At 51.2% G+C, this 11,992-nt stretch carries 12 protein-coding genes; 5 read left to right on the top strand and 7 right to left on the bottom strand.

Annotation, left to right across the window (positions count from 1 at the left end; translation table 11 throughout):
• Complete coding sequence (gene mgtE / locus OSH01_RS14895) at nucleotides 1-1,344, bottom strand: magnesium transporter (RefSeq protein WP_266124920.1); 1,344 nt, start codon at nucleotides 1,342-1,344, stop codon at nucleotides 1-3.
• A 274-nt stretch (nucleotides 1,345-1,618) separates the two neighbouring features.
• Here mgtE and cnbZ point away from each other — a divergent pair, with 274 nt between their 5' ends.
• Entirely contained in the window at nucleotides 1,619-2,383 is a 765-nt protein-coding gene (gene cnbZ / locus OSH01_RS14890) for a 2-amino-5-chloromuconate deaminase CnbZ (protein WP_266124919.1), read from the top strand.
• Between the two features lie 14 nt (nucleotides 2,384-2,397).
• Here the strand turns inward: cnbZ and dtd are convergent, their stop codons facing one another.
• The 6 genes from dtd to OSH01_RS14860 form a co-directional block, all read right to left on the bottom strand.
• The gene (gene dtd / locus OSH01_RS14885; protein ID WP_266124918.1) at nucleotides 2,398-2,838 is read right to left on the bottom strand and encodes a D-aminoacyl-tRNA deacylase; all 441 of its coding nucleotides are present in this window, start codon (nucleotides 2,836-2,838) and stop codon (nucleotides 2,398-2,400) included.
• Between the two features lie 59 nt (nucleotides 2,839-2,897).
• Complete coding sequence (locus OSH01_RS14880; protein ID WP_266124917.1) at nucleotides 2,898-3,239, bottom strand: DMT family transporter; 342 nt, start codon at nucleotides 3,237-3,239, stop codon at nucleotides 2,898-2,900.
• 22 nt (nucleotides 3,240-3,261) lie between these two features.
• A complete protein-coding gene (locus OSH01_RS14875; RefSeq protein ID WP_266124916.1) occupies nucleotides 3,262-3,546 on the bottom strand; it encodes a hypothetical protein in 285 nt (94 codons plus the stop codon).
• A 70-nt stretch (nucleotides 3,547-3,616) separates the two neighbouring features.
• Complete coding sequence (locus OSH01_RS14870) at nucleotides 3,617-4,021, bottom strand: YchJ family protein (RefSeq protein WP_266124915.1); 405 nt, start codon at nucleotides 4,019-4,021, stop codon at nucleotides 3,617-3,619.
• A 26-nt stretch (nucleotides 4,022-4,047) separates the two neighbouring features.
• Nucleotides 4,048-5,757: a single-stranded-DNA-specific exonuclease RecJ gene (gene recJ / locus OSH01_RS14865; protein WP_266124914.1), complete on the bottom strand. Its 1,710-nt coding sequence runs from the start codon at nucleotides 5,755-5,757 to the stop codon at nucleotides 4,048-4,050.
• Nucleotides 5,739-6,695 (bottom strand): hypothetical protein, encoded by a 957-nt coding sequence (locus OSH01_RS14860; RefSeq protein ID WP_266124913.1) that lies wholly within the window; start codon nucleotides 6,693-6,695, stop codon nucleotides 5,739-5,741. Before OSH01_RS14860 ends, recJ begins: the two co-directional genes overlap by 19 nt.
• A 41-nt stretch (nucleotides 6,696-6,736) precedes the next feature.
• Here OSH01_RS14860 and OSH01_RS14855 point away from each other — a divergent pair, with 41 nt between their 5' ends.
• The 4 genes from OSH01_RS14855 to OSH01_RS14840 all read left to right on the top strand — a co-directional run.
• Nucleotides 6,737-8,011: a lipoprotein-releasing ABC transporter permease subunit gene (locus OSH01_RS14855; RefSeq protein ID WP_266124912.1), complete on the top strand. Its 1,275-nt coding sequence runs from the start codon at nucleotides 6,737-6,739 to the stop codon at nucleotides 8,009-8,011.
• On the top strand, nucleotides 8,004-8,705 hold the full coding sequence (locus OSH01_RS14850; protein ID WP_266124911.1) for an ABC transporter ATP-binding protein: 702 nt from the start codon (nucleotides 8,004-8,006) through the stop codon (nucleotides 8,703-8,705). The genes OSH01_RS14855 and OSH01_RS14850 overlap by 8 nt, the downstream gene beginning before the upstream one ends.
• 4 nt (nucleotides 8,706-8,709) lie before the next feature.
• Entirely contained in the window at nucleotides 8,710-9,558 is an 849-nt protein-coding gene (locus OSH01_RS14845; RefSeq protein ID WP_266124910.1) for a TatD family hydrolase, read from the top strand.
• A 101-nt stretch (nucleotides 9,559-9,659) separates the two neighbouring features.
• Nucleotides 9,660-11,992: DNA internalization-related competence protein ComEC/Rec2 (locus OSH01_RS14840; protein ID WP_266124909.1), on the top strand; the 2,333-nt coding region annotated here is incomplete at its 3' end.

The following is an 11,992-nucleotide window of genomic DNA, read 5'->3' as shown; positions in this document are numbered from 1 at the left end:
CTACAGTAGGGTGCCTGTCAAGAACAGTGCAGCGACAGAGAAATAAATAACTAAACCAATAACATCCACTAACGTGGCCACTAAGGGGGCTGAGGCACTGGCGGGGTCAAAGCCTACGCGTTGCAATAAAAAGGGTAGCATAGAGCCTACGCACGACCCAAAGGTTACTATGCCCACCAAGGCAACCCAGATAGTGAACGCAATCAGCAGCGAGTATTCGCCGTAGTCAAATAGTCCCGCATGCTGCCAAACCTCGATACGTAAAAAGCCTACCGCGCCCAATAAAGTGCCTAAAATGAGACCAGTGGGTAGCTCGCGTAATAATACACGCCACCAGTCTTTAAGGTGTACTTCGCCTAACGCTAGGCCACGTATTAGCAGAGAGGTGGCTTGTGAACCAGAGTTCCCTCCTGAGCTCATAATGAGCGGAATAAACATGGCTAACACCACCGCTTTTTCGAGTTGGAATTCGTAGTACTGCATGGCGCTGGCAGTCAGCATTTCACCTAGAAACAGGGCCGCTAACCAGCCTCCGCGCTTGCGTATCATGAGCCAAAAGTTAACGTGTAAATAGGGCTTACCGATGTGCTCTGCTCCCCCAAAGCGGCTGATGTCTTCGGCGGCTTCTTCCATGAGTGTATCGATCACGTCATCGACCGTCACAATGCCGATAATAGTGTGCTCCTCGTCTACTACGGGTACGGCGAGGTAATCGTGTCTACGGATAATTTGTGCGACAGCTTCTTTGTCGGTCAGCGCCCGAACGACCACCGGCGACTCGCCCTTCCATAGGGCGATTAGCTCAGCATTAGGATCAGCGCAGACTAATTTACGTAGGGGCACGACAAACTGGAGTTGCTTCTGCTCATTGACTACATAAATAGCATAAACAGTTTCGCGCGTGCTTTCTACTTCGCGTATATGTTGCAACGTGCGTTCTACTGTCCAACCTATAGGGACTTGTAAGAACTCGGTGGTCATAATGCCCCCGGCTGTGTCGGCCGGGTAATGCATTAACCTAAGTACTGAGCTGCGAGTCGGTTGACTAAGATGCGATAAAATACGCTCTTGCTCTTTGTGGTTAAGGCTTTGAAGTAAGTCGGCAAGCCGGTCTTCGGCGAGCGTTTCTAGGGGCGCCCAGCGCTGGTGGTGGGCTAAGTCCAACAAGATATTTACCGCATGGTGTAGCTCAGGGAATTCGAGGGTAGCAACTAGGCTCTCATCATCCATTAGGCGGGCGGCGCTAATCGCTTGTTTGCTGTCTAGCTGATTCAATGCCACTACCAGATCGGCCGGGAGGGTTAGCTGATTAAGAAATGCGGGCTTGCCGTGATGGTTGAGCATATGTAGGAGACTCCGTTGAGCTTGAGGGTACTACAGGAAAAAGAACCACCAAGTATCGTTCTTAGGCAAGTGGCCTAGGTTTTCAATTGTACCCAAGCAGGCTTGTTTCCTCGACTGCTTGAGCGGTGCATTATTCGCCGGCGCTTCTCTTGATGGGCTTAAGGGGATTTGAGTCTGGCGCTACGGTTTATTCAGCAAGGGTGCTATAGTGGCACGCTTATGCGGTGGGTCAAGTCGCGGGCCCTAGTTAATACGTTTTAGTACAGAGAACACCATGAGCAAAAGCATCGTATTTGAGAAGGGAAATTATCGTTTCGTCCCTACCGGCGTTAGCCGTTATTCGGCTGGAGTAGCCGCCGAACCAGGCTATGAAATATGTCGAGTGGTATTTTCTGAGGTTCTACCTCTTAAAGAGGGGTTTGATTTAATTCAGGCCGTATTGGAAGCTGAGGAGCGTCCTCTGACCGCGTTGTGCGCGTGTGAGCTGCGTTCCCCAGAGCCGGCCAGTAATGCTGCCTTTGATCAGTTTAATGAGCTGTACAGCCAAACCTTACGGAGTTGGGGCCTAGAGAAGTCAGGTCATAACCCAGTGGCTCGCAGCAATGTATCGCCTGTATTGGATGCACCCGAAGAGCCAGGCCTGTATGCGTTTAGCTACACCGTTGAGTCTGATATGGAGTACGACACGTTTGTGGTAGCGGGCAGTTGCGAGGTGCCCGAGGGCCCTGGAGATTATCAAGAAAATATCGTTGCTTTTCAGGATGTCTCAGAGGCCGGTTTGTTAAAAAAAGCACAGTGGGTCTTAGGCGAGATGGAACGCCGTATGCAAATTTTAGGTTTTTCGTGGGCAGATTGTACCGCTACGCAAGTTTATACCCGGCATAATATTTACCCATTTTTAGCCAGCGAGTTGGGCCGCCGCGGATCAATAGCTAAAGGCTTAACCTGGAATTATGTACGACCGCCCGTAGTCGATCTGGAATACGAGATGGATTGTCGCCGGATTATGAATGAACGTATCTTGATGGTAGATGAGTGAGGCGCAAGCAAACATTAATTGATGTCTAGTGGAATAGTAACGGGGCCGTCATTGACCAGATGAACCTGCATATCTGCCGCAAATATGCCATGTTCGACCTTAGTTATGTGCCCACGAGCCTGCTCAATTAAATACTCAAACAGGGGTTTAGCCAACTCGGGCGGGGCTGCCCGGCTAAACCCTGGACGAGTGCCGCGGCGAGTGTCTGCAGCCAGCGTAAACTGGCTGACTAATAGTAGCTCGCCCTGAGCCTGCTTTATGTTCAGGTTCATCTTCCCTTCGGCATCGGCAAATATACGTAGTTTGCACAGTTTCTCTATGAGTAAATCTGCTGTAGCACGTTGGTCCGTGGGCTCAGCACATACCAGCACCAACATCCCTGCCTGTATACGCGCAATTTCTTTTTGATCGATGAGTACGTGCGCTTGAGTCACGCGTTGAATAAGAGCTTTCATGGCCGCTGAATAAACAATAGAAAAAAGTGGTGATGGGGCTGGATTACTTGATTTGGGGACTAGTGCACCGAACTCGAGAACAGATTAATCACTAGTACACCTGCCACAATGAGGCTGATGCCAATGATGGCAGGTAGATCAATTTTTTGCTTAAAAACGAGCCAGCCAATTAGACTAATCAGTACAATACCTATGCCGCTCCATAGCGCATAAGCAATTCCAACCGCCATTGAGCGTAATGTCAGGGACAAAAAGTAGAAGGCTACGCCATAGCAAAATAACGATCCCACAGAGGGATATAAGCGGGTGAACTGTTGTGATTGTTGTAAAAGCGTAGTGCCTATGATTTCAAAGGCTATGGCACAAAAAAGATGCAGATAGCTTAATGTGTTAGAGCTCATGGTGTGAACAGCACGGTAAAAGTTACGTCAAACGTTTATCTAAATACACAATAAACGTGGCCAAAAGTTGCGGGAAAAAGTAGGTCCAAACCGCGTAGGCCACGAAGTACAGGACGGCAGAAAAAAACGTGGTGTTATACCATGACACAAAAAAGCCAATAACCGACAGCCCAAAGCAGAGCATCATGCACGTCACGAGCAGCAGGCCATTTGCGCCGGAAATTTTACGATCTAGGAACTCTCGCCAAGCAGCCAGTATTGGCAAGACGATGAGTAAGGTAATAATAATTTTCTGTATGATCAGCATGTAGGCCTAGTAAGAGACAAACTGGAGCAATGGCTGTTGGACCTAGTATAAATTGAGGCGGCTTCAGTCGCTAAACCTTCGTATCAGGCTCAGGAAATTGTCCGTCTACGTACCACCAACGTTGCTGCTCAAACACAAAACGACTGATTTCATGTAGTCGGTGAGCCTGTCCGTGCAAACGGCTTCGCGCCACAAACTCTACATTTGCTTCGTTTGCGCTGATGACGCGATATTGTCGTATGCTTAACCCAAGCCACTTTAGTTGGGGCGGATTGACACTGATATCCGTCGGGCAGGTGCTAGGGTGCCACGTGGCCCGTATATAATCGACCAGATCTAACACATACGCGCTGTAGCGTGAGCGCATGAGTAGCTCAGCATTTGGTGGTATTTTCCCTTGATGCCAAGGTAGACAGCAGTGGGCGTACTGTTTTTTTGAACCACATGGGCATGCTTGATGACTATGATGTTTCACAACGGGGCTACGGTAGATTGAGGCTTTTATTCACAAGCTTGGGCGTGCTCAACAATGAGTTGTATCGATACCTGACCATTCCATTCGTTTTGGTCTAAACGATAAGCGACTTCGACCTGTTCGGGTAGCAGTACGTTATGGTTGAACCAGATTGCCTCATAATGCATCCCTTGACGCTCTAAGCTTAGTTTTAAATGTTTGTTTTTGAGTAACCGCTGTTGACGGATAGTAAAGTTGTCGCGAAAAACCGGAGCTGGAAACCCCGCGCCCCATACTTGCTGCTTTAATAAGCCAGCGACATGTAGGGTGGCAAATTCAGGCTCTAACGATCCATCAGTGTCGATAATAGGGTCGAATTGGTAGCGTCCAGTTAGCTCTTGTACAGCCTCTTCAAAAGCTTGCACGAAGACATCATAGTTGTCTTCCTCTAGGCTTAAACCAGCCGCCATTGCATGACCGCCAAACTTCAAAATTAAACCAGGGTAGCGCTTAGAGACTAGGTCTAAGGCGTCTCGCAGGTGCACATCAGGAATCGAGCGGCCAGAGCCTTTTATCTCCCCAGACTCAGCCTGAGCAAAGGCTAGGCTAGGGCGCCAGTACTTTTCTTTCAAGCGCGAAGCGACTAAACCTACGACTCCTTGATGCCAATCAGGATGGTAAACGCAGACCGTCGCGCTGGTATCCGGTAAAACTTGCTCAACGATTTGTTGTGCTTCGGCATGCATGGTGCTTTCTATGGCACGGCGATCTTGGTTCATCTCATCAAGCTCTTGCGCCAACTGCAGAGCCTGCTGCTCGTCATCGGTGAGCAAACAGCGTATGCCAAGCGACATATCAGCCAAACGTCCGGCCGCATTAATACGTGGTCCTAGCGCAAAGCCAAGATCGAAGGCATTGGCTTGGCGCGGATCGCGGCCGGCTACTTGAAAGAGGGCTCGAATGCCGCAATGGATCTGCCCCCTACGCATGCGCTCTAAGCCTTGAGTGACCAATAGACGGTTGTTGCTATCCAAGCTGACGACATCAGCCACTGTTCCCAATGCAACGAGGTCGGCTAAGGCATCTAAGCGTGGGCCGCCATTGCTAGGGTATACGCCACGTAGGCGTAATTCGGCACGTAGCGCAAGCATTAAGTAAAAAATGACTCCCACGCCGGCCAAGTTCTTCGAGGGAAAGCTGCAATCGGGGTGATTGGGGTTCACGATCGCCAAGGCGTCGGGTAGCTCATCGCCGGGTAAGTGGTGGTCGGTAATCAGTACTTGCATACCCACCGCATTAGCCGCTTCAACTCCTTCAATACTGGCGATGCCGTTATCCACGGTAATCAGTAAATCGGGTTTGCCGGCAGTATGTTGGAGCGCCAGTTCGACCACTGCGGGTGAAAGGCCATAGCCCGTCTCAAAGCGATTAGGCACTAGAAAGTCGACAATGGCTCCCATGCTGCGTAACGCTCGTACACCCACTGCACAAGCCGTCGCCCCGTCACAGTCGTAGTCAGCAATAATGAGCATACGCTGTTTGTTGGCGATGGCATTGGCCAAGTGTTGCGCTGCTTCGGCAACTTGCGAAAGCTGTTTGGGTGGAATTAAGTTCGCCCAACTGATATGCATTTCTAACGCGCTAGTGACACCCCGTGCGGCTAAAAGCCTAGCCATTAAGGGGTGTATGCCGTCAGCTTCTAGTTCTGCGCTTTTTGCCGGTACTGCCGAGCGGTTATTCAGGATAGGGGTGACCACCAGCGACTCCAAGGTTGAGGTTTGGAAAATAAACGTAAGGGCCAAGGCTTTGCTTGGGGGAGTGTGCAGATTATGTAGCGCTCGCGTCCCAGTAAAACGAGGCGTTCAGGAGGGTGTGCCCCCTGTTTAGCAAATAGCTCGTTCTCGAGTTGTTTTAACTGCACAAGCCAGTCTCCCCAGTCACGCGACTGGAAGCTTGCTTGAAGTTGATCTAGGTGTTTGACCGGACTGCTTGTTTCGGTGGAAGGAGCAAGTTGCGCTATGCTGCCTCCCCCATAGAGCCAAAGGCTGTTGATGGGCAACAGCCCCTGTTGCTGTCGCTCAATATTGACCGGGTGGCCGAAGCTAAACATTTGAAATTCGTTCGCTAATTTACGCCAAGGGCGGGTGACTTGATCTTGCGTCCACCAGTTATTTACATTACTTGATGCAACGAGCTCAGGACTGGCCGCTGCCGTAGTAAACTCGCTAGGTACTTGTACTTGCCAGTGATCGGAGGTGCAGCTTGAAAAAGTAAAGCCCGTGTCTGCCAAAAAAGGCGCAAATGAGTCAAATAAGGCTTGGCTATGGGTCGTGCTAATCATGAGTTCACGAGCCGGCACTAACATGGCGCCATCACGCGATGGGGCAATGTGAACTAATTGAGCTAGCCAGATGGGGCTTTGCAGTGGTTGCTGTAACGGGATTTTGCTCCTTTGCAACAACAAAGGAGCTAGACCTGCGCTAAGATGCTGAGCCTGGTGTACATGAAATTTTGCTTGTTGTAGCGCATAGTGTTCGGCGGGCGTACACAAGTAAAGGCTGGGGTCTACAGTATGCTCTTGGGCTTGGTATAGGCCTAGCCACTGACATAATGTAGGTGCGGTGTCCTGCATGTATCGGATAAGTTCGCGTGCTTCCGCAGGATCGGGGAGCGCGCCGGATAGTACGATCTGCATAGGTTGATTGTAATGTTTTCTTAGAGGCGGTAGCTGCTCGAATGGCATATGAATTTTGGATAGGGGCGCGTTACGCAGGTCTGGCCAGAGCTAGACGCGGTTCGAGTGGGCGGGCGGATCGTTTCGTTTCATTTATTGCGGGCAGTTCCATGGTGGGCATCGCGCTGGGCGTGGCAGCTCTTATCGTGGTGTTGTCTGTCATGAATGGCTTTCAGGTGCAGGTGCGTGATCGCATGCTTTCCGTGTTGCCGCACATTGAAGTGCTGGTGCCTAATACAGACCATACCCAAGTCTTGGGCCAATGGAAAGAGATGGCACAGTTAGCGGGAAAAAATAAACATGTACAAGGTGCTGCCCCGTATGTGGCGGCCCAAGGTATGTTAGTGCGTAATAATAGCCTGCAAGGAGCTCAAGTGCGTGGCTTAGACCCACAGCTAGAGTCAGAGGTGTCGGATCTTAGCCGACAAATGATCCGCGGGCGCTTAGACAATTTGCAACCGGGTAGCTATGGCATCGTGTTGGGTGAGCAGTTAGCGAATAGTTTACGCTTAAATATTGGTGATACCTTAATGCTCATGGCTCCCCAAGGCTCTATTTCACCTGCGGGTTTTTCACCTCGCATGCGCCAGTTTACGTTACTAGGAGTCTTTTCATCGGGCTACTATGAGTATGATGCCAGTTTAGCCTTTATAAACGTAGAAGATGCAGCGAAAGTCTTTCGTGATGTGGGGGTGAGTGGCGTGCGTCTACGTATCGATGACATGCACCAAGCGCCGCTAGTGGGGCGCGAAATTGCTCAACAGATGCCTCCCCGTGTACGAGTGGCAGATTGGACGGAGAACAATCGTACTTGGTTTGCTGCTGTGCAAACCGAAAAACGTATGATGTTTTTAATACTTACCCTAATTGTGGCCGTAGCCGCCTTTAATCTGCTGTCCTCATTAGTGATGGCGGTAAAGGATAAGCGTTCCGATATTGCGATTTTGCGCACCATCGGAGCCACGCCACGGGAAATTGCGCGCATTTTTTTGGTGCAAGGCTCGTTAATTGGAGTAGTGGGTACTTTGCTGGGAGTGGGGTTCGGTGCCCTGATTGCCTACAATATTGATGTGATCGTACCGTTCATTGAAAACTTGATGGGACAAAAATTCTTGCCCGAGCAAATTTACTTTATCAGTGAAATGCCTTCCAACCCGCAAGTTAGCGATATTGTGCTAATCGGAGTGGTGTCATTAGTGTTGTCTTTCCTAGCCACCCTCTATCCCAGTTGGCGTGCGTCCACACTGCAACCTGCACAGGTTTTGCGTCATGATTGAAGCCACTCAAAAAGCGGTAATTACGGCCTCTGGCCTAAGCGTGCATTACGAGGAAGGGGGCGTGCATACGCAGGTCCTAACTGACGTCAGCCTTGAGGTCTATCAAGGCGAAATGGTGGCCATTGTCGGTGCTTCCGGCTCTGGAAAAAGCACCTTGTTGCACTCATTGGGTCTGCTTGATGTGCCGTCCAGTGGCTCCATTAGTATCAACGGAACCGCGACAGACCATCTGAATGAAACGCAGCGTAGCCGTTTACGTAACCAGGTTCTAGGGTTTGTGTACCAGTTTCACCATTTGCTACCCGAGTTCGATGCTACTGATAACGTGGCTATGCCCTTAATCGTGCGACGCATGAATCGCAACCAAGCTCGTGTCGAGGCTCAGTTATTGCTAGAGCAAGTAGGGTTGAGTGAGCGCATGCACCACTTTCCGGGGCAGTTATCCGGAGGGGAGCGACAACGGGTGGCGTTAGCGCGGGCTTTGGTGACTAAACCCGCTTGCGTACTAGCAGATGAACCCACAGGCAATCTAGATCGGTATACGGCAGAGGGAATGTTCTCTTTGCTTAGTCGGGTGAATCGAGACTTGGGTACCGCTTTTGTTCTAGTAACGCACGATCCAGCCTTAGCCGCGTTAGCGGATCGACAACTGCTGATGGAAAAAGGGCGTTTGGTGCAAGACTCAAGGGGTTAAAAGTATGTTGATCGACACGCACTGTCATTTAGATGCCGCCGAATTTGCTGCGGATCGCTCTGAGGTGATAGTGCGGGCTCAGCAGGCGGGTGTACAAGCGATAGTGATACCCGCCGTGGCTGTAGTGAATTTTGAAACGGTACGCACCTTAGCGCATAGCGTCTCGGGCGGGTATTACGCTTTAGGTATACATCCTCTGTATGCTTTACAAGCCACGCAAACAGACCTAGAGCATGTAGACCAGCAGCTCAGCAGACATCGGCACGACCCCCGCTTAGTAGGGGTGGGTGAAATTGGTTTGGACTATTTTGTTCCTGAATTATGTACAGAGGCTGCCAGAGCGCATCAAGAATGGCTCTTTGAGCAGCAACTAAAGCTGGCTCAGAAGCACAATTTGCCTGTCATAGTGCATGTGCGGCGCTCGCAAGACAGAGTGCTCAAGTTTCTGCGTCAATACACAGGTTTAGGAGGGATTGCTCATGCTTTCAATGGCAGTGAGCAACAAGCCGAACAGTTCATCCGGTTGGGCATGGCCTTGGGTTTTGGCGGAGCCATGACGTTTACGCGGGCCAAACAGATACGCCGGTTGGCGGCTAGCCTGCCGAGCGAGTCTATCGTATTAGAAACGGATGCACCGGATATACCCCCCGCGTGGTTAGGTCGTGATGGCCTGGGTCAAGCGCAAGGTAGTGCTACCCGCAATGAGCCAGCAGAGTTGCAGAAAATAGCGCAAGAGCTTGCTTCTTTACGCGGCCAACCCTACGAAACGGTAGTCAGGGAGAGCGCTCAGGCGGCTATTAGGGCCTTGCCTGGTCTGCGGCATGCATTCAGTCTTACTGCATCGAACTCGTAAAGCGTTCTACTGTGCAGTAGTAATCCCTTAGGCTGTTTCTCTTCACCGTCTCTATCCTCTTGTCACGCTGCTGATTACGCTAGGCTTTTCGGAGCAAAGCGATGCAGGGCCGTTTAAAGGTAATAGCATTTTTGTCAGGAGCCGGATGGGTACACACATGGAGTGAGGTGTACCCTTCAGCTTGGGTTTGGCTGGTTAATGTTGGCGTGGCGGGCCTAATTTTGGGTTGTTGTAAGCGCAAGCCCGTGCTGACAAAATGGCTGGTTTTGGTGGGCTGTGGCTTGCTTGGGGCTGCATATGTTAATACGTTAGCCGCGTGGCGTTTAGGCGAACAATTACCGATCACTGACATTAACAAAGTCAGCAAAGTACAGTTGCGCATCACCTCTTTACCGCGCTTGCAACCTGACTCGCGTCAATTTCAAGCGCAGGTGTTGCAATCGCAGCCATCGGGGCTGCCGCAAGAAATCCTAGTGCATTGGTCTAGCCCCAGCCGCAAAGGCCCTTACGCTATGCCTCAATATTATGATTTTCCAGAAATTGTGCCGGGGCAGGTATGGTCCATGAGCCTGAAGGTTAAACCCGTGCATGGTGCGCGAAATCCGCATGCCTTTGACTACGAGCAGCATTTGTTTGCTCAAGGAGTTCGCGTTTTAGGTAGTGTGCGGGGGCAACCCGAGCTTTTGCATGAGCATGTCGGCTGGCGTCCGGCAGTGTGGGCCGAGCGCTGGCGTTATAGGGTGCGTGCTCGCATGTTGCCCCATGTGAGTAAACATCGTTATGGAGGCGTATTGCTGGCGTTGGCCATGGGCGATCAAGCAAGTATTAGTCCCGGTGATTGGGAGCTATTTAATCGGGCTGGACTCACCCATTTGGTCTCTATTAGTGGATCCCATGTGACCTTAATTGCTGTCATGCTAGCGGCTGTGGTGTCGTGGGTGTGGCGGCGGTGTAGGTGGCGTAACCGTCCCTGGGCAGAACGTTATCCTGCCCAGCATATCGCGTCGTGGACGGCATTGTGCACGGCGTTTTTGTATTGTGTTTTGGCTGGCTGGGGTGTGCCCGCTCAGCGAACTTTTTTAATGTTGCTCGTGGTGGTGCTAGCTCGTTTGTCGGGTTTGGTGCTGGGGGCTTCACGCGTGTTGTTGTTAGCGGCTTTTGTCATCGTGCTCTGGGATCCCTGGGCTTTGTTGAGTAGTGGTTTTTATCTGTCGTTTGCGGCCGTCGCAGTTTTGCTATTTAGGAACTATTGGCAGGGCCTAGCCTTACGGGTCTATCAAGGTTGGCAGCGTGCTGGACATGGTTTATATCAAGCCGTGCGTTTGCAGTTGTTGATTACTGTTGCCTTGTTCCCTTTACTGGCTTACTTGTTTCACGAAATATCTATCGTGTCCCCGGTGACGAATGCGTATGCTATTCCTGTTATCGGTAGCGTGCTCACTCCTTTGGCCCTTTTGTTGGCTTTATTGGCTGTGTTGCCGAGCGGAGACTGGGCTGCTGACGGGGTGGCGCGTTGTGCAGCCTACCTCCTCGATTATGTGATGCTACTAACGGAGTATTTAATCAGTGTTAAATGGGCCGTTATCGTGTCAGCGGCCGCACCCTTTTGGGCCTTGTTATGGGCCGTATTGGGCGTAGTGGTTATTGGTTTGCCCCGCGGTGTTGTGCCTCGCGTAAGTGGTTTGGCCATGCTGCTGCCTGCTCTATTTTATCGGCCTACATTACCGGCTTATGGTCAGTGGCAATTAACCGCTTTAGATGTCGGGCAGGGAGCCGCAATCGTATTGCGCACACAGTCGCAAGTACTGCTGTATGACGCCGGCGTGCGCTATAGCCCCAATTCTGATGAGGGCTTACGTAGCATCGTGCCCTATTTGCGCTCCCAAGCCATACCAGAGATTGACGTGTTGGTGCTGTCGCATGCCGATTTAGACCATGTAGGGGGGGTCAGTAGCGTGCTGCAAAAGTATGCCGTGACGCAAAGCTGGGCGGGTTTCGATGTGGCTGCCTTTGTGAGTCGTGAGGAACGCCTTTTGCAGCGTCCGGCAGGCACTGTGCGCTTGCCGGCGAACATGCAACTGTGCCAACGAGGAGTGCAGTGGGAGGTAGACGGCGTCCGTTTTGAGTTCTTGTGGCCCAGTCGGCCAGAAACAGACACCTTAACGCCATCGCTAGGGCAGCAGAAGAATAGTCAAAGTTGCGTTTTATCGGTACAGGGAAAATATCATCGGGCTATGATCCTAGGCGATGTGGGAATTGCTGAAGAAGAGCAGATGGTTGCTGCTGGACTGTTACCTCACGAGCTGGTGCTGGTGGGGCACCATGGTTCCCGCAGCTCATCGAGCCAGGTCTTCGTGCAAGCGACGCAAGCGGCTATCGCTATCTCTCAAAACGGACATTGGAATCAATTTTCCCATCCCGACCGCTTGGTGCA

Origin of the sequence: Alcaligenes endophyticus, assembly GCF_026344035.1 — a bacterium.
GTDB classification, from domain to species: domain Bacteria; phylum Pseudomonadota; class Gammaproteobacteria; order Burkholderiales; family Burkholderiaceae_B; genus Alcaligenes; species Alcaligenes endophyticus.
Note: the sequence above shows the minus strand (reverse complement) of the source record. Positions and strands in the feature narration are given on the sequence as shown.